This window comes from Thalassomonas actiniarum (assembly GCF_000948975.2).
Lineage (GTDB): Bacteria > Pseudomonadota > Gammaproteobacteria > Enterobacterales > Alteromonadaceae > Thalassomonas > Thalassomonas actiniarum.
This window is the reverse complement of record NZ_CP059735.1, coordinates 5,835,877-5,854,835: the sequence shown is the minus strand read 5'-3', so window position 1 is coordinate 5,854,835 and position 18,959 is coordinate 5,835,877. Positions and strand designations below refer to the sequence as shown.

Sequence of the window (18,959 nt, the reverse complement as noted above, 5' to 3'; positions counted from 1 at the left end):
TATTGAGCACTTAAGGGAAGCCCAAACGGCTTCCCTTTTTTATACAGGGAAGTCTTGCAGCTTATATGCTCAGGGCATAAGCTAAGTACTTATATCCTCTCAGCAATTCAGCGAACTCAGGACGAATAAGAGCGGGTTATATACAGGGAAGTCTTGCAGCTTATATGCTCAGGGCATAAGCTAAGCGCTTATATCCTCTCAGCAATCCAGCGAACTCAGGACGAATAGGAGCAGGGTATATACAGGGAAGTCTTGCAGCTTGTATGCTCAGGGCATAAGCTAAGTACTTATATCCTCTCAGCAATCCAGCGAACTCAGGACGAATAGGAGCAGGGTGTATACAGGGAAGTTTTGCAGCTTATATGCTCAGGGCATAAGTTAAGTACTTATATCCTCTCAGCAATCCAGCGAACTCAGGACGAATAGGAGCAGGGTATATACAGGGAAGTCTTGCTCAGGGCATAAGCTAAGTACTTATATCCTGTCAGTAATTCTGCGAACTCAGGACGAGTATGAAGGGTGTTATATTTAAGAGCTTTGCTCTTAAATGGATGAAGAATAACTTCGTTATTTCTTGTCCTGCTTTATAATACTAATGAGATTGAATTATCTGTTTGATTAAAATGGTCGCAATGAACTCCGTTGATTTGGCGACTTGTGCCTGAATTAATTGTATCCGGAGTTTATTGATGTACTCCCTGAGTAGGGTTTTTATTGTTATCTGTTTTATGCTGAACCTGGCTTTTTTTCCACCTGCTTACGGGCAAAGCCTGGAAGTCCTCGAGCAAAAATTAGCGTCAATAACCGATCCGGCTGAGCAACTGGAGTTTTTGCTTTCTTACCAAGAGGATAGTGAGGGTTTTGATCGGCAGCAACAGGCGAAATACTGGTTTTTGCTTGGCAATCACCAGGAGAGAAATGAACAGCTGGATCGGGCTGTGGCCTCTTATACCCAGGCAATTACCCTTGAGCAAGCCCGGCATCAGGGGCCTTCGGTCTTACAGGTGGAAAGCCTGCTGGAGCGCTCTTATGCCAGGTACCTGCAAACATACGATACCCGGCTTTATTGCCCTGACCGTAAACAGGCGCTGGAAATGGCGCGGCAATTAAACCAGTCTAAATTACTGGTGAAGGTGCTGGTACGTTATGCCTTTTGTTTTAAAGACTTTAATGCAGATCTGTCCCGGGGACTTGCCCTGCTTGACGAGGCGATAGCGATCGCCACAAATAACCAGCTTTCTCCCCGTGAACACGCCATGATTTATAATGCCTCGGGGTTGTTATATCAAAACTATAATGTCTATGAAAAGTCATATGACTTTCTTAATAAAGCCTATCAGCAATGGGCCAGTGTCAATGATTACCAGGATATGTTTAATATGCAATTTACCCTGGTAAATACTGCTATCAATATGAAACGTTTTGACCTTGCAGGCAAACATGTTGATACCTTGTTTTACCTGGCGAAAAGCCAAAAACAATTTAAGGACTTTATCTTTTTCAGCCATTTTTGCGCCGGCACCCTGGCATTGGCTCAGGGAAAATTTAAAGAAAGTGTCGCCCAACTGTTGCTGGCGCTGGAGCAGCGGGATAAAACAGGTGAAGTCTATTTTGTCCGTCTTACTTATGAATATCTGGTTATCAGTTATTTTCGTCTCGGTAAGTTTATTGAAGCAGAACAGCAGCTTATGGATTATCAATCGGCTTTTCCCGAATATCAAACCGAGAGTTTAGAAATACTGGCAATAAAAGAATTTCTTGCCGGCAATTATAGTGCGGCCATGGAGCAATTTTATCTGCGCCTGGATCAGGAGGTGGAGCAACGGCGTGATTTTGTCTTGCGCTCTACTTCAACGACCGCCTCTTTATTTAATGTTAATATTACCGAGCTCGACAATAAAATATTGCAGCAAGATCTGCAAATTAATGCCCTGCAGTTTGACAAGGAGCAAGAGCAAAAACGCAATGCCTATCTTTTCCTGTTGCTGGTGTCTTTTTTGGCTTTTGCCCTGGTTTTGCTCAGCTGGCACTTGCTTAGAACCCGGAAGATTTTCAGACACAGGGCCCAGACCGATCACCTGACCCGGATCGCCAACCGTCGCCATAGTTTTGAAACAGGTCAGCACATGCTCAATCAGGCCGTATCATTGAATCATCCCATGTCGCTGATCGTTTTTGATATCGACCATTTTAAGCAGGTCAATGATAGCTTAGGGCATGAGACAGGAGATCAGGCGATAGTGCAAGTGGTGGAAAAAAGTAAGGAATGTCTGCGTAAACAGGATCACCTCGGTCGCATCGGTGGAGAAGAGTTTTTGTTGTTATTACCCGGCACCCGACAGGGGAAAGCCGTGGAAATCGCCGAGCGTATCCGCGCGAAAGTGGCGACAGCCCGGGTCGGCGTTGAGCCGGATATTATTGATTTAACCGTCAGTCTCGGTGTGGTTTGTGCCCGTGAGGAAAAAAATTTACAGGACTTGATTAACCGGGGGGATAAGGCTTTGTATCAGGCAAAAGCCGGGGGGCGAAACCAGGTAGTAAGTGCTTGATTATTCCTGATGACTAAAAGTTATTACCGCTAAACAAAGGGTTGCTTGTGGTAAAATTAAGTGCTTCATCCTTGAAACTCTTTATTTATTTTCCAAGCTTTTAATACCGTCAGCTAAGTTGTTGGCATTAGCAGCCGTTATCAAGACTACCTTAGAATGTTCCCGAAGATGCGGATTGTGTAAGCGGGTTATTGCGTCGTTCGCGTAAGGCTTCTTTAGACTTTTCTTCCATATGTTTACGCTGTGCGCTGTTGGTGCAAACCTTTTTAGGGATTTTGCTGGCTAAGGTATATATTTTTTCACAGCGGTAGCCATCGTCGTTTTTGGCGATTTCGGCGTTATCATTACTGGCACAGGCCGTTAACATCAAAGCGAGAGCCGCTAATATCGTTTTTTTCATTGTTATTATTCCTTGTATGGGAAGAGAGCTGGACTATCATTTATAAGCTAGTAAATGAATGAATTGTATGACAATGGTTTATAAATAAAAAAATTGTCACATTATCATGTTAAGGGTATTAGTTGTTCAACCAGGTTGCAACAAAAATTTTACATTTTTTGAGTTTAAAGTCATGAGTTGCCAGTGTTAACTTGTCGTGACACATATACCGGTGGGGGAGATGGCATATAAACCCTGGCTATCACCTTTGTTATTTTGGAGATGGTAAGTGATATTCATCTGTGATTATTTTATTCATATTCAAGTATTATTTCCCCTGAAGCTGGACAGACTAATACTCTTAGTGCCACGCTTTAATGGTTGGAGGTAATTTTTTATCTTACTGACAGACGGAAACATCAATTCCTGACTGTCAAATGCAAAGGCAATTCCGGGCGAGGCCGGCAGCTTTTTCATTCTATAGCCGGAGCGGGGCAATAATGAAAAAAACTCACTTTAATATTTTGCGGTGTTTTTTTTATGCATTGCTTGTTCTTCTGATCTCTTTTACCAGCTCAGGCAAGCCCGAGCATAAAACGTTAGTGATCGGTATCGAAGCCTTGGATTACCTGCCTTTTTATCAGGCGACAGCCGGTGAGCCCCTGTCCGGCTATTCCGTAGACCTGTTGCGACTTTTTGGCCGTAAGTATGAATATGACATCAAGTTTAAAGCCTATAATGTTTCCCGGTTGTTTTCGGTTTTCCTGGCGGGAAGAATAGATTTCAAATATCCCGATAGCCCGAACTGGTCGACGCAAATGAAACAAAGCCATGGTATTTATTACAGTAACAGTACCACAGCTATTGTCGACGGCATTTTAACCCTGAAAAAGCACGAGGATCTCTTGTTGGATGAATTTAAGGTGCTTGGCAGTATCAGGGGATTTAGCCCCTGGCCTTATATGGGCTGGGTGCAAACCGGCAGGATCACCCTGGTGGAAGCGGATGATATGGATCAATTGTTCCGATTATTAAAGGCGGGAAGGGTACACGGGGCTTATGTCAATGTGCAGGTAGGTATGAAGTATGTGAAGCAAAATTTACCCAATCTGGATGTGGCGTGGAACCGCGGCTTGCCTTTTGGCAAAGACAATTATTTCTTATCCACTATTTATCATAAAGAAGTGCTTACTGATTTTAATGCTTTCTTAATCAAGCATAAAAAAGAGATCGATGAGTTAAAACGTCGGCACGGCATTGAATATATCGATTTCAAAAAAAACTGACAGCTGCCAGATTCATTGGACAAGAGTTTCTTCTGTCTTTTTCCTGGCTGTAGCTATTGCGGTTTATTTAACAGCTTTAGCGGTGAGCTGGCTTTTCGCCAGTTGTCCCAGATAACTTTCTCGTTTTGCCAGGAACTCCATCAGTTGTTGCTGATAATGTTCACTGACCGCTTCAATAACCGAGGGCCTGCTCAGTAGATACTGCGCCCAGAGTGCCAATTTGGGCAAGTGTTGAAAAAACTGTTCTTTGCTGAGGCTTTCAAATAATGGCAGATACCTGAAGGCCGGGGCAAAGGCGGCATCTACCAGAGAAAACTCATTACTGCTGAAGTATTCAGCTTGCACCAGGTTCTCTTCCAGGGTTTGCCCCAAGTGTTCGAGTTTCTCCTGTAGCTGGCTAAAAGCTGCTTTATCTGCTGCATTATAGAGTTGGGCGATAATGCTCAGGGTGGTAGAAGCAAACTCAATCCAGGCTCTTTGTTCCGCTTTTTCCAAAGCATCTTCAGCCAGCAATTTTCCCTGGTTGGCTTCATTGAGGTATTCGCAAATCACCTCAGATTCAAATATAACGGTCTCATCATCTACCACCAATAGCGGCACTTTGCCCAGCGGAGACAAGGCTAAAAACCATTCGGGTTTGTTTGCCAGATCTATATCTATGCGCTTATAGGGCACGTCCAGTTCTTTTAAGGTAATCACTGCTCTTTGTACATAAGGGCAAAGGATGTGGCTGATCAGGGTGAACCGGGCTGTGCCTGTCATTTGTCCTCCGCTTAAGCGTTATGCCTGTTTGTGGGGTGTTTGTTATAGGATAGGAGTTATTTTCCCGGCTGCACGTTTTGTCGCTGCTTTCTGTTTACAGGTAAGCTGTTTGCCACTTAAAAATGCTGTTTTGTTGAAATCTCCCAAAACAGCCATATATAGCTATTATCTGAAGAAACGAAATCTTCCCTGTTAACGAAAGTGTGGCATAAATTTAAGCATGAGCATCTGGCGTAACTTAACAATGGTCCTGGCGTTGTTGTTAGTCGTATATACGGCTAACTTTGCTGCTGTGCCATTTTTTAAAGTTTCAGATGAACAGAGCCGGGTTAAGCATAGCGAAACGGTCATGTCAGAGCGGGCGCAGTTTTCTTTTTTAGGGGAAGATGACGACTTTGACGGCTACTTCAATCCCCCCAGAGGACTTCAGGCCACAGCTCCAGTCTTTGCCGCCGAAGTGCAAAGCGAGCCTGAGTATGTCCTCGAAATAGAATTTTTTGCCACCGAACTGGCACCTGCATTTTTTAAAAATCTCAGTAATCCGCCGTTAGCCCCTATCTGGCACCAACAACTCACACACCATCATCAGGCCTGCCGTATTTCCGGTTGGAAAGACGGTAACTGTTTGTATTCCGGTCGTATCACCTACCACAGTTAAATTCATCCGTTAAGGCTGCTTTGACCTTATGTTTTTTAATTAAAACAGGCTCTTTTCGCCGCAAAAATCACAACTTTTATTTTCCTTTTTGGTGTTCAAACACCGGATCAGCCGTGCGGGATTTTCATCCTGTGCGGCTATTGATGTCGAGATTTTATGATGAATGTACCCGTAAAAAAGCCGAGGGCTTATTTTAAGTGGCAAAACCTGGTGATAGTGATCACCTTGATATTATTGCTGATCAGCGCCCTGCCTAATTTTTATAGCAATCAGGTCAATATCCAGATCACCCCAAGATCTGAAGCAGGCAAGCCAATTGCGCCTCAGCCTTTAAAAGCATTGCTTGCCAAACAAGAGCAGCAGTTCACCGGGATTTCTGCCAACAAGGCATATACCAGCTTAGTCTTGTCGGATGAGACTGCCCGGACACAAGTTGAAAAAGTACTCAAAGAGAAACTGGCCGGGGAATATGTGATTGCCAGCACTGTGGTAAATAACGCTCCCGCCTGGCTGCAAGTCCTGGGAGGAGAGCCGATTAAACTGGGCCTGGACTTAAGCGGCGGAGTCCTTTTCGTGCTTGATGTCGACATAGAGCAGGCCTTAACGGAGCGCTTAAACCAGATCTCGCTGTCGCTAAAATCTATGGTGATGGAAAATAAGCTCAGGGGAGTACAGCTTGCTGTGTCCGGGCAATCGGGCATCAGCCTTACGCTGGCAGCCAGCAGCACACAATCTTTGAAACCTTTGCTGGCTGAAATTACCCGGGTATATCCCGAACTGACACCGGAGAAAGTCAGTAGCCACCGATTGACTTTGACTTATGCCGCCCCCGAGCTGGCAAAGTTTCGCCAGCAAACCATGAAACAAACGATAAAAACCATGCGCGGGCGCATTGAAGAGTTAGGCATTACCGAGGCGGTTACCCAGCAACAGGGGAAAAACCGTATCCGTATCGAGTTGCCGGGCGTGCATGATCCCGAGCAGGCAAAACGTATTATCGGCGCCACCGCCTCGCTGGAGTTTTACCAGCTGGCGGCCAATTCCCGTGCCATGGGCATTAAGCGTATCAGCGATGAAAATGGCCGCCAACTGGTATTAAACAGCCAGGCGGTTTTTACCGGTAGCAATATCAAAAATGCCAGCCCCGGTCGTGACCAAATGGGGGCGCCTTTGGTGAACTTAACCTTAGACAGCGCAGGCGGTAAAAAAATGTCGAAGTTTTCAAAGGAGAATATCGGCAAACCTATGGTGACGGTATTTTCAGAGTATTACCGCAATCAACATAATCAGGCGGTGAAAAAAAGCGAGGTGATTAATGTTGCCACTATACAGTCTCATTTGGGGGCGCAGTTTAGCATCACCAATATGCCAAGCCTGCAGGAGGCGCAGGAACTGGCTTTGTTGTTGCGGGCAGGCTCGCTGACGGCGCCGGTGACCATAGTGAAACAGCAAACCATAGAAGCCACTTTAGGGGCCGATAATATCGACAAGGGTATTAAAGCCTTAACCCTGGGTATAGCGATAACCCTGGTCTTTATGATGCTTTGGTACCGGAGTTTAGGTCTGATTGCCAATATTGCCCTGGCGCTGAACTTAATGAGCCTGCTTGGTTTGATGTCACTGTTACCGGGGGCGGTGTTAACCTTACCCGGCATTGCCGGACTGGTACTCACCGTAGGCATGGCAGTTGATACTAATGTGCTTATTTTTGAACGTATCAAAGAGGAGCTTAAACGCGGGCGCAAGGTGCTGATGGCGATAGAAGTCGGCTATAAACATGCCTTTGCCACGATTTTGGATGCCAATATTACTACCTTGATCACCGGGATGATCCTCTATGCCATAGGCTACGGGCCGGTGAAGGGCTTTGCCGTTATCTTATGTTTAGGCATTTTAACCAGTATGTTTACCGGCGTTTTCGTCTCCAAGGCATTAACCAATTTAGTGATCAGAGAAAATAAGCAGCAGTTACTAGGAGTTGCACTATGAAAGATATCGATAAAACACCGGTGACTTTTTTGACAAAATTTAGAACGGTCGGTTTTTACTTTTCTATGGGACTGGTATTGCTTGCCTTGGCAGGGCTGTTCAGTCGCGGCCTTAATCTCGCCCTGGACTTTACCGGAGGCTATTTAACCGAATTTTCCACCAGCGAAAGCGTCAGCCAGCAGGACATGCAGCAGGCCTTAAGTGCTTATTTGCCGGACGGATTTACCTTGTCGTCGGCAAACCAGGGACACTATTGGACCGTGCGCCAGGCAGATAACGTCTCAAGTGTGAAAGGGGCCGACTGGCTGGATAAGCTGGCACAAGAGATGGCGGCCAAACCCGGGGCTATCACCATCAAACCTCAGGAAGCCATTTATATGGGCAGTCAGGTGGGAGAAGAGCTGATAGAGCAGGGAGGCCTGGCGCTGTTAACGGCAGCCGTGGTGATTTTACTTTACCTGGCGGTAAGGTTTGAGTGCCGTCTGGCGACCGGGGCGGTGGCAGCGCTTTGTCATGACGTTATTCTGGTGCTGGGGTTATTTGCCTGGACCGGACTGAGTTTTGATTTAACGGTATTAGCCAGCATTTTGGCCATTATCGGCTACTCGTTAAATGACTCAATAATCGTCGGGGATAAGGTACGGGAATTTATGCGCAGTCAGAGTGACTCGTCCATGGATACCATCATCAACCTGGCGATAAAATCGACCTTAGTGCGTACCCTGATCACCTCAGGCACCACTTTGGCCACCATCTTATCGGTATGGCTGTTGGCGGGGGCGTCTTTAAGCGGTTTTTCTGTCGCCTTATTTGCCGGAATTGTTGTCGGTACATTCTCCTCTGTGGTCATCTCCGCTACTGTACCCCAACTGCTGGGGTTAACCGCTGATTATTATCAAAAGCAGGCGGAAATCTCCTGTCAGTTACCCTAGCTGCTTGAGAAGTAATGAAAGGGGGGAGTCAAATAGTGAAATAACACCGGGCTAACTATAATGATAAGCAAATACATGGGCTTAATTTGAGCCCATGTCAATTGCTTATCTCTTGAGCGGTTTTTAGACTGCCAAAGTGAGGAAATTCAGTTATGGATATGACCGCCTGGATCCGCGAGCACAGCTGGGTACTCGCCCCCGCCTTTATTTTGACCCTGGTGATTTTTATCTGGCTTAAGGGCAAGCTGGCAAAAAATGTCGAGATTAAACCGGTCGATGTCGGTATTGCCCTGATCCCCTTTGTGTTATGGATGGCATCCGCCGGTATCTTTAAAAAGGTAGAGCTTCCCGGGCTGATATCTTTTGAAACCGCCGATGTTATCGTCAGTGCTGCCGCTGCGCCGATTGATTTACAGGTTTCAAAAATCCCGGTAACGGCGCTGAAAGCGGATCCCAAAAGCAGTGTCAGGGAAATCCCCAGGCTGATCGCCTCCGGCACCCAGGTGCTGAGCTTTACCTTAGGTTATCGCGGTTACCACGGCGGGGCGGTATGGATGTACTTTAATCACTTGCTCAGCTCACCTCCTTTTAAATATGCGGTGATCCTCGATGAGCAAGGTGCCTTGTTTGGCCTCTATTCTTCGAGAAAACTCACTGCGATATTAAACAGCGATAATAACAATGAGCTGATGGAAAAATACCCGTTAAAACCTTTTCGCGGTTTGCCGGATAATAATGCGGTGGCCAAATGGCACGGCTTTACTCAAGCCATAATCAACAACGATAAAGCCGCGCTGGCCGAGGTGGCGGGTTTTGTTGAGTTTGGCCAGGCAGTGAACCCGCAAGCGGATAAAAAGCAGGTGCTGGCGCAAATGGAGCAGTTCGGGCTGGACTGGTTGCCTGTGATTGATAACCAGTCCGGTGTCAGCCGTTTTCAGGGCATAGTTGAGCGCTCCCGCCTGACCGCCAGTTTGATTTTGGATGTGGCCCGGGAGCTGGAAAGTAAAAAGCAGGCACAGGGCAATTAGGCTTCACCTTATCTCTTTCGTGTCATACAGCTGAAATATTAGCGACACAAAACCACAATATTAGTAAAACATTTCTGTCATCTTTGCTTCGTAACATAGCTGTAAAAAATTTGTCGTTAAACAAATTTTAACAAACTTAAACAAAACGCTGTGGAGCAAACCCTGATGCTAGTAAATAAAGTTTTTAAAGTAAGTATGATTGCCGGTGCCTTAGTCTTAGCTGGTTGTGGTGGCGATATTAAAGTCAAACCGACTACCGTCGACAATTCGGTCGACAACAGTGTTACTAACCCAAGCACGGGTACCCCGACTGAACTGATATGTGCTTCTTACACCCAGAACGGCTCTACCTTAACCGGCAGTGCCGACGGCAATGATTGTGTTTACTCCACCACTTTTGCTTCAGATCTGAAAGAAATCACCAGTGATCTTTATATCCCGGCCATCGAAGGTCGTCATATTTTTAACGGCAGCTTATTTATCGGCGCCGATTATGCTCCCGGCCAGGAAAGCAATATCCCGGCGACAGGCGCAGTATTAACGATTGAAGCCGGCAGCACTATCGTCTTTTCCGGTAACGACGATTACCTGCGCATTGCCCGCGGTTCACGCATTGTTGCCGAAGGCACGGTTGATAAGCCGATTACCTTTACTTCCAACGAAGCGTTCGAAGATTTAGATACCGTAGGTGAAGGTCCTAAATACCGTGACTGGGGCGGTATTATGATCAACGGCCGCGGTATCAACAACAAATGTACGACCGCCGAGCGTGAAGCCGACAGCTGTAGCCAGAAAACCGAAGGTGCGGTGTCTTATTACGGCGGCAACATCGAAGATGACAACAGCGGTATCCTGAAATTTGTTACCGTCAGTTATGCCGGTTCGGGTCCTAAACTGGCGGGCGCCGGTGACGATTTGAACTCTTTATCTTTATATGCGGTTGGCTCAGGCACTACCATAGATTATGTGCATATCCACGAAGGTTACGACGATGGCGTTGAAGCCTTTGGCGGCAGCGTTAACATGAAGCACCTGGTATTGACCCATAACCAGGACGACAGTGTTGACTGGGATGAAGGTTATACCGGTAAAATCCAGCATGTATTAGTTAAGCACGGTAACCAGTTGGGTAACCGCGGCTTTGAAACCGACGGCGCAAAATCATCGCCAACAGCCCAGGGCGACAGTGATGAGTCGGGCTCTAACCCGACGGTTGCCAACGTTACCGTGATTTCCAATGAAACTGAAAGTATCCGTGACGGCGATGCTTCACGCGGTATCATGATGCGTGAATGGGGTATGGGCAAGCTGTACAACCTGCTGGTGACTAATCCGGCTACCGAAGGTTCGCACCAGTGTTTTGAACTGAACGATGAAAAAGATAAGGTTGAAACAGACGGTGTTATCGCCAATGCCAACGCCGATAAAATTATTGTTGAAGGTTCGGTTGTTGCCTGTGGCATCAACTTTAAAAACCCGAAAAACAATCCTGATTTTGACCTGGCTACCTGGTGGAAAAGCAAAGGCAATATCGCATTAACCAAAGACCATGTGGTTTATGCCGCCGACGGCTACCGTACTGCGGCGATTATGACTGACGCCGAAGGCACAGCGGTAACGATTCCTGCAGCCGTTGATGTAAACGCCATGGACCCTTGGTTTGACCAGGTGGACTATGTCGGCGCCATCAGTGAAAGCGATGTCAACAGTGACTGGGCGAAATGGGTCGATGCCGCCATGAGCATTGCCGGTGCTTCTTCATTTGCCCACTAGGCAATAGCCTCGTTAGTTCCTTTACCAATTAATGACCAGGACTTAGATATCTCGTTCTGGTCATTTTCTTGATTGTTTTTTCCAAGAGGTCATTTGGTATGAAAACCAAACCATCCAACTTTACACTGAGCCCGTTAAATCTGGGATTAATGCTGGCGTTTTCTGCCGGTATCACCAGCGGTTTTGCTCCCGGCGCTTATGCCGCAGAAGGAGATGAGCAGGAGCTGGCCATGGAAGAAGTGGTTGCTGTTGCTACCCGCTTGCAAGGCAGCGCCACCGCTGTTATCGAAGAAAGAAAACAGCAGGCATTTGTTGCCGATATCATGGGGGCCGAGCAAATCTCCCGCACCGGCGACAGCGATGCCGCTTCTGCCCTTCGCCGGGTAACGGGTTTAACCCTGGTTGACGGCAAATTTATTTATATCCGCGGCTTAGGTGAGCGCTATTCCAGTACCCGCTTAAATGGCGCCAATGTGCCGAGTCCGGATTTAACCCGTAATGTAATTCCGTTAGATATTTTCCCGTCCAGCATCATCAGCAGCTTGTCGGTACAAAAAGCCTATTCGCCGGATATGCCGGCGGCGTTTGGCGGTGGTAATGTTGATATTCGTACCAAAACCATACCTAGTGATTTTTTCTTTGATATTGAAATGGATATCGGCGGTGATTCGGCGTCGGGCAGCGGATACAGCTACTCCGGCGGCAGCGATGACTGGTTAGGCACAGATGACGGTACCCGGGGCTTACCCGGCGCAATAGATACCGCTTTTGACCGCTATAAGGCCGACTTCTCGCTCGATAATATTATTACCACGGAAGAGAATATTTCCGGTCAGGACTTCTCGGCACAAGATGCCCGGGCCATCAATAAGTCGCTGGCGAAATCGTTAAACAATAACCAGGACATCAGCAAGAAAAGCTTAGATCCCGATATGGGCTTTTCTATCGCCACCGGTAATTCTTTTGACGAGAACACCTTTGGCGGTACCTTAGGTTTTATGGCGGCGCTCAGTTATGACAACGGCTGGAGCCACAGTGAACAAACCAGCGGGAAAATTTCCGGCGGTGCAGCTAGCAACGACTGCCAGAAAACGGTTACCGTTGACTGTTACGACCGTTTGGACAAAGGCGCAAAAACCACCAATGAGATCAAGCTCAACGGTATTTTAAACCTGGGTTATCAGCTCGGCGATCATAAAGTTTCTTTGTCCAACATGTTGCTGCGCAACACCGATGATGAAGTAGAAGTGTTCACTACGGCGCAGCCGGATAACGAATTAACACTGGCGGACGGTAAATTATCCCGTACCCATAAAACCCGCTTTGAGGAAAGGGAGCTAATCGTTACCCAGCTGCTGGGACAGCACACCTTTAATCAATTTTACGGTTTAGGCATAGACTGGCAATATACCAACTCTACCGCCACTACCGATATTCCCAACGAAACCGAGCTGAAAGTACAGGATGTATTCGACAACGGTGTTTACCAGCACTCGGAAGCGCTGGAAGTGACTAACGTCAGCACCCACGGTTTTGTTGAAATGGAAGATGAAGTGGAATCTTATGGCTGGAATGCCAGCTTGCCGCTGTTCTTCAGCGACTTTGAAGTTGAGCTGAAAGCAGGTGGAGATTTCCTCGAGAAAAACCGTGATTACCGTACCGACGTATTTGGTTTCAACTTTAATGAAGCGGTAATATTAAATACCAATGAAGATGAGGTACTGGATATCGGCGGTGCGTTCACCGACGAGTTTATCGACAATACCGACTTTGATTTTGTCTTTAATGAGCCGAAAACCGATGATTATGTCGCGGCGCAGTTAATTGATGCCTATTATGGTTCGTTTGATGTTATCTACGAGCAAAAATGGCGCATCAGCGGTGGTTTACGCTGGGAAGACTTCAGACAAACTTCGCTGGCGTTCTCCCGCCAAATCTACAGCATCACCGACTTTAACGAGATTTTTACCCCGGAAAATATCGAAAATGCTTCTATTGTTGAAGACGATATTTTCAGCGCCCTGGCGCTGACCTATTTAGGTGAGCAAAGCCAGTATCGCCTCAGCTATGGTGAAACCATAGTACGTCCGGATATGCGTGAAGTCTCGCCGGTGGAATTTATCGACCCTATCACCGACCTGAAAACCGTTGGTACCGTGGGCCTTAAATCCAGCCCGGTAAAACACTATGACGCCCGCTGGGAATATTACGGCGATAGCGGCAATAACTTCTCGGTGGCGGCGTTTTATAAAACCATCGAGGATCCGATCGAAACCAAATTGCTGGTGGGGGATGACAGCTACAGCTTAACTTACCTTAACGGTGAAGAAGCCAAGGTGTACGGGGTTGAAGCCGAGTGGTTATACGACTTATCCGCCCTGGCGCTTGATGGCTTATTTTCTTCCGGTAACATCACCTTAAGCGATTCTGAAACGGTATTGTCGGCGGAAGATGCCGGTACCCAGAGCCAGAAGCGCCGCATGACAGGTCACTCGGAATATGTGGTTAACTTCCAGCTCGGTTATGACTCGGCAGACGGTAATCACAGCGGCTCTTTGGTCTACAACGTCTTCGGTGAGCGTATTCTTGCCGCCGGTGCCGGTGACCGTGGTGATGCTTTTGAGCAGCCGTTCCACTCGCTTGACCTGGTTTATACCTACTACCCGAGCTACTCGGGTACAGTGAAGTTCAAAGTACAAAACCTGTTAGGCGAAGACATGGAAGTATTGCAGGATAATATCAAGGTGAAAACCAGAGAAATCGGCACAGGTTTCTCCGTCAGTTATAAGCACAGCTTTTAACGCGACTTAAAAGAAAAAAGCGGCCACTTCCCATGGGAGCGGCCGTTTTTTTGCCCTTAATGTCCAGCTTTAATAGCCCTTTGGCGCGGCTAACGCTGGCAATAGCGGCTGTCTGCTCTGGCTGTTGCCGACGGCTTGGCTTCATCTTGGTTATTTTTTCTGTATACTCCTGTTTCTATGCTTCTGAATACATTGCAATAAATAACCCGGCTCAAATGCTATTGTTCGGCTATGATCTAAGGTTAATTCAAAGGATGAGTTATTAATGATGAAGATTCTTGCTTATATTTCCGCTGGCCTGCTTTGTCTTTGGCTTATTCTGACTTTTCTGATCCCCAACGAAAGGCTGTTTCAACTCTCTATTGCCGCAGAACGCTATTTTGCCGGTTTAACGGTACATAAGGTACAGGTTGGCGAGCTGGAGATTGAATATTTGCGTGGCGGGCAGGGGCCTAAGTTGTTGTTACTCCATGGTTTCGGCGCCGATAAAGATAACTGGAACCGCCTGGCCCATCACCTCACCAAGTCTTTTGATGTTATTGCCCCTGACCTGCCGGGATTTGGCAACAGCAGTAAAGATGCGAGCTTAGACTATGATGCCTTACCCCAGGCAAAGCGGCTAAAACAGTTTACCGATGCCCTTGGTATCAGCACTTTTCATTTGGCGGGTAATTCTATGGGCGGTTATATTGCCGGTAACTTTGCCGTCCTTTATCCAGAATCGGTACAAAGCTTAATGCTGCTGGCGCCTTTTGGCGTAACGGGGGCACAAAGCAGTGAAATGTTTATCGAGTTAGCGCAGGGGAAAAGCCCCCGGGTGTTAGTGGAAAATAAAGAGCAGTTCAGGCAACTACTGGAGGTTGTTTTTGTCGAGCCGCCCTTTATTCCGCAGGCGATAGTGGATCACCTGGCACAACAAGCGGAACAGTCCCTTGCCCTCAATACCAGGATTTTTCATCAGATCCATCATCTCGACCAGGGTGTCCCCCAGCCGTCATCCCCTTTAAACCGGGTGCTTAAAGGTTATGCTGCCCCGACCTTAGTACTCTGGGGCGATAAAGACCGGGTACTTGATGTCAGCGGGGCTGAGGTGTTGAAACCGCTACTGGTTAATCCCCGTATCGAGGTGATGGCCAATGTCGGTCATTTACCCATGATAGAAGTGCCCGGGCAGACGGCTGATATTATTAACGATTTTATAGACATGCAATAATGTCTTGCCTTTGCTATTGCCGCCCTGGCTGTATGTGAAGGCTTGCTTTATTCAAGCACTTCAAAGTCATCCTCGGCGAGCTTAAATTCACCGTTTGCCTGTTGCTGCCACAATTCTTTATGGATCACGCCGCCGGCTTTATTCATGCGCCAGCGGGAAGTTAGCAGCACGGTTTTTTCATCCACCACCTCAAAATCAGGTTCGATATAATCGACATCGCTAAAACCGTCATTGATCAAATTTTGCCAAAATTCCCTGATGGCATCAAAACCGGTAAACGTGCCGAAAGGGCGGGCCTGCATCACCGCATCCTGGGTGTACTGACCGGCACATACGTCGGCATTACCCTGATTAAAACCTTGCTTCCAGGTCTCGCTTGCCCGGGTAATCTTGGCGATGATAGCTGCTTTGTCTTGTTCGTTCATGTTTTGCTCCTGAAACTAAAATAATGCTCTGTTAATAGCTTAATGATAGGTGGAATATTACCTTTGAAAAAGATAGTAAAGCTTAAATCACTGTTCTAAAATAGCGAACAATATGATGAAATATATCCGCCATATGCTGGTGTTTTCCCGTATCGTTGAGCTGGGTTCTATCAGCGCCGCGGCAAACGATTTAGGGATCTCCAAGTCCGTGCTCAGCCAGCAACTGAAAACCCTGGAGCAGGAGTTGGGCGTGCTGCTGTTAAAGCGCACCACACGCCAGCAGGTATTAACGCCGGTCGGGCAGGACTTCTACCAGCAATGTCAGCAGATCAATGTGCTGGCTAACCAGGCCTGGGACAACGCCAGGTACGCACAGCAAGAACCGAGCGGCACCCTGAGTATCAGTGCCCCTCATGCCTTGATTGAAGCGGTGATCTCACCGGCCATAGGTAGCCTGGTCAGTCGCTTTAACAAGATTATTCCCAGCATTTATGCCAGTGATCAGCGTGTTGATTTAATGGATGACAATATCGATATCGCCGTCCGGGTGGGGGAATTGCCGTCCAGCGATTATAAGCAGCAATTACTGGGCAGCTTTCGTGAAGTTTTATGCGCAAGTCCCGAATATATCCAGCGGGAAAATTTGTCTGTGGGGCAGTTAAAAAACAATCCCGAAAAGCTGCTTGCCTGTGATTATGTTGCCAATCGCTGGCAGGGGAAAAGCGTCAGTCACACCTTAACGGATAACAACAGTGGAAATACCATAGAGCTGGCTTTTAAGCCCAACCGTTTTAATGATTCGTTAAATGCTGTCATAGCCATGGTGAAATCCGGGGCGGGTATTGCTTTAGTTCCTGACTTTATCTTCTCTCCCTGCAAGCAGAAAGGCGAACTGATTGATATTTTTCCCGATTTTCTGCTCCCTGCCGTTCCTGTCTATGCGGTGCATGCCTTTGGCGGACAAACGCCTTTGAATGTTAAATTAGCGGTTGATACCATTAAAAAGCAAATGAAGCAGGCCGTAAATTTCCCATAAAAAAAAGACCTTCTTACTGTTGATTTAACCCGCAATCTAGTCTTTATTAATAGTGCTATCCCATCAATAAAGGAGAGCACTCACTTCAATATTTTTCATTACTTCATTGTTATTAGCTAACAAGCAAAGTCGCAACCCCTGAGTGTCATTACCACTCAGAGGTCGCTAACCAAAACGAACTGAACTAGGAGTCCGTCATGGCTGAATATCATCATACGTCAGAGCCTGCCCAGGCAAAAGTAAAATATCCCATTTACCGGCGACTTAGCGTACAGGAAACGATTTGTGAGTCGGCAGCAAAGAGCCGGGGCATAGGTATTAATTATGTGCCGGTAAAAATTGAACCTTGTATTGTGCTCAGGGGGAAATGGCTGCGCAAGGCCGGTTTTGCTGTCGGGCAAAAGGTCAATGTTATCGTCAACCAGGGGCAAGTAGTTATTACCCCGAAACAGGCTTGTTTAGACAGGTCTGCTGAAGACTAGTACTGAGGAATAGAAGACTAAGCTATTGTGTCTGCAACCAGGCACAATAGCTTTAAAATTGGCTAACAGCTTATTATTGGCCCATATGGGGGAACGCTAACCTTGGCTGTTAACTATCAAAATACCAACCTCCGCAATTGGCAAGGGAAAAGTTGTTTTCCCTGCTAGGCTCGCTTTAGCGATGGTATGTCCCCTAAAACCGGTGAAACAATCGCCGGCGGCTGGTTAAGCGCTGTTTGCATTGTGTTAATGGCCCCTATGATGTTATCGACGCCGATGTCACTGATATGATCTTTTTTCTTACTGGTATAGACAACTTTCGTAGTTTTGCTGGCCGGCGGCGCCCAGTAAGGCTTTTTTTGCCGCATCATGGCTATTAACGGGCGTCCGGTTGCCGCAGCAAAATGCATGATCGCGGTTTCCACCGTGATCACAAGATCGGCTTGGGCGATCAGTGAAGGCAGGTCAAAAAAATGAGATTCTGCGGTGAATGTCGCCACTTGAAATGGTTGTAACTCAGGGGTGGATTGAATGGCCCTTGATATCTCGTTTTGATGTTCTTTGATGATGTTGATAATAAAGCGGCTATCGGGATTTTTCTGGCCCATTTTAGCGATCAGTTCAAATAACTTGCCTGGTTGCCAGTCACGTTTTTTGTCGGTTGATAAATGGTTTAAAAAAATAACCGGCCCCTGGCGGGCGGGATCTGAAAACGCTTTTGTTAACCAGTCAGTGGCGCGAGACTCTGATGATTGGGGAAGTTTCAGTACCGGCATAAATTCTGAGTGCGCTAAGCTTATACCTGAAATCGCCTGTATGATCTGATAATACCTGTCGGTTACATGGTAATTTTCAGGCAAGGCTTTTTTGTTCAGTTGGCAGGTTTTGTCGCTGTGGCGAAAATCCCATTTGTCCAACAGGCCATAATAGCGGCTGCTGCCTTTATAGGTAGCGATAAAGGCATCTGGGCTGATTTCCCTGGCGAGGGCCGAATATTGCCGGCCCCGGTTGCCGCCCTGGATAATAATCAGATCATAATTAAGCTTTTGTGCCCGGTTAATCTGCTGGCGTTGCCGGGCCGGTGAGTCGCAACAACCATAGCTTCTGGTAAAATCCGCTTCTGCTTGGATCCACTGCTCTATGGTCTGGCTACGTAATAATCGCCAGCTTTGGCTGTTATTGCGATTATCGTCCTGCCAGATATCCAGTTCTATATGCGGATACTCGGCTTTGATTTTACCAAGAAAAGTTTTTAGATAGAGAAAATCGCCAAGCGCCAGTGGTGACATAAACAATAAACGTTTAGCCCGTTGGAACTGCTGCGAAGAAATTAAAGGCATATAAGGATACCTTGTAATGCGCCAGGCTGGTTTGCTGATGTGTATAGGCGGCGTAATTTACATATAAGCGGGCTCATGACAATCTTCCTCTTTGTCCATAAAAATAATCAACACCGAGTTTGTTGATAATTCATTGTCACTCAATAAAACGTTACGTGCCTTTAGCAAGGGAGCATATTTAACTGCCGGGGAGAGCACGAGCAAGATTCTAATATACCAAGTATTTCTCTGCTGTACCAGCCAGGTGAAAAAGAGAAAATGCGGCTTTAGCGCGATAAAAACCAAGATTTTAGCGGTAAGTGGCAA

The 18,959-nt window shown here is 46.9% G+C and carries 15 protein-coding genes; 11 read left to right on the top strand and 4 right to left on the bottom strand.

The annotated features are described in order from the left end of the window. Positions 1-689: 689 nt before the first annotated feature. Positions 690-2,549, top strand: a complete 1,860-nt coding sequence (locus SG35_RS25490) for a GGDEF domain-containing protein (protein WP_044833411.1) — start codon at positions 690-692, stop codon at positions 2,547-2,549. A 151-nt stretch (positions 2,550-2,700) separates the two neighbouring features. On the opposite strand, the gene SG35_RS25485 is transcribed toward SG35_RS25490, so the two are convergent. Further along, positions 2,701-2,949 carry a hypothetical protein gene (locus SG35_RS25485; RefSeq protein ID WP_044833410.1) on the bottom strand — a complete coding sequence of 83 codons (249 nt, stop codon included), beginning with the start codon at positions 2,947-2,949 and terminating at the stop codon, positions 2,701-2,703. 524 nt (positions 2,950-3,473) lie between these two features. Between SG35_RS25485 and SG35_RS25480 the strand changes: the two genes are divergently transcribed. Continuing rightward, positions 3,474-4,214: a substrate-binding periplasmic protein gene (locus tag SG35_RS25480; protein ID WP_160298310.1), complete on the top strand. Its 741-nt coding sequence runs from the start codon at positions 3,474-3,476 to the stop codon at positions 4,212-4,214. Positions 4,215-4,277: 63 nt separating this feature from the next. Here the strand turns inward: SG35_RS25480 and SG35_RS25475 are convergent, their stop codons facing one another. Further along, positions 4,278-4,976, bottom strand: a complete 699-nt coding sequence (locus SG35_RS25475) for a glutathione S-transferase family protein (protein ID WP_044833408.1) — start codon at positions 4,974-4,976, stop codon at positions 4,278-4,280. Positions 4,977-5,196: 220 nt separating this feature from the next. Here SG35_RS25475 and SG35_RS25470 point away from each other — a divergent pair, with 220 nt between their 5' ends. The 7 genes from SG35_RS25470 to SG35_RS25440 all read left to right on the top strand — a co-directional run bounded on the left by SG35_RS25470 (position 5,197) and on the right by SG35_RS25440 (position 15,370). Continuing rightward, complete coding sequence (locus tag SG35_RS25470) at positions 5,197-5,634, top strand: hypothetical protein (RefSeq protein ID WP_152646654.1); 438 nt, start codon at positions 5,197-5,199, stop codon at positions 5,632-5,634. 159 nt (positions 5,635-5,793) lie between these two features. Continuing rightward, entirely contained in the window at positions 5,794-7,623 is a 1,830-nt protein-coding gene (secD, locus tag SG35_RS25465; RefSeq protein ID WP_044833453.1) for a protein translocase subunit SecD, read from the top strand. Then, positions 7,620-8,555 carry a protein translocase subunit SecF gene (gene secF, locus SG35_RS25460; RefSeq protein WP_044833407.1) on the top strand — a complete coding sequence of 312 codons (936 nt, stop codon included), beginning with the start codon at positions 7,620-7,622 and terminating at the stop codon, positions 8,553-8,555. Before secD ends, secF begins: the two co-directional genes overlap by 4 nt. 152 nt (positions 8,556-8,707) lie before the next feature. Then, positions 8,708-9,583 (top strand): hypothetical protein, encoded by an 876-nt coding sequence (locus SG35_RS25455; protein ID WP_044833406.1) that lies wholly within the window; start codon positions 8,708-8,710, stop codon positions 9,581-9,583. A gap of 165 nt (positions 9,584-9,748) precedes the next feature. Beyond that, positions 9,749-11,356 (top strand): hypothetical protein, encoded by a 1,608-nt coding sequence (locus SG35_RS25450; protein WP_044833452.1) that lies wholly within the window; start codon positions 9,749-9,751, stop codon positions 11,354-11,356. A gap of 98 nt (positions 11,357-11,454) precedes the next feature. Further along, positions 11,455-14,157, top strand: a complete 2,703-nt coding sequence (locus SG35_RS25445) for a TonB-dependent receptor plug domain-containing protein (RefSeq protein WP_053043096.1) — start codon at positions 11,455-11,457, stop codon at positions 14,155-14,157. Between the two features lie 265 nt (positions 14,158-14,422). Next, positions 14,423-15,370 (top strand): alpha/beta fold hydrolase, encoded by a 948-nt coding sequence (locus SG35_RS25440; protein ID WP_044833405.1) that lies wholly within the window; start codon positions 14,423-14,425, stop codon positions 15,368-15,370. 47 nt (positions 15,371-15,417) lie between these two features. On the opposite strand, the gene SG35_RS25435 is transcribed toward SG35_RS25440, so the two are convergent. Continuing rightward, positions 15,418-15,795 (bottom strand): YybH family protein, encoded by a 378-nt coding sequence (locus tag SG35_RS25435; protein ID WP_044833404.1) that lies wholly within the window; start codon positions 15,793-15,795, stop codon positions 15,418-15,420. Between the two features lie 112 nt (positions 15,796-15,907). On the opposite strand from SG35_RS25435, the gene SG35_RS25430 reads away from it, so the two are divergent. Next, positions 15,908-16,831 carry a LysR family transcriptional regulator gene (locus SG35_RS25430; protein ID WP_201777806.1) on the top strand — a complete coding sequence of 308 codons (924 nt, stop codon included), beginning with the start codon at positions 15,908-15,910 and terminating at the stop codon, positions 16,829-16,831. Between the two features lie 197 nt (positions 16,832-17,028). Continuing rightward, positions 17,029-17,313 (top strand): SymE family type I addiction module toxin, encoded by a 285-nt coding sequence (locus SG35_RS25425; RefSeq protein ID WP_044833403.1) that lies wholly within the window; start codon positions 17,029-17,031, stop codon positions 17,311-17,313. A gap of 164 nt (positions 17,314-17,477) precedes the next feature. On the opposite strand, the gene SG35_RS25420 is transcribed toward SG35_RS25425, so the two are convergent. Next, entirely contained in the window at positions 17,478-18,653 is a 1,176-nt protein-coding gene (locus tag SG35_RS25420) for a glycosyltransferase family 9 protein (RefSeq protein WP_063888654.1), read from the bottom strand. Positions 18,654-18,959: the final 306 nt, after the last annotated feature.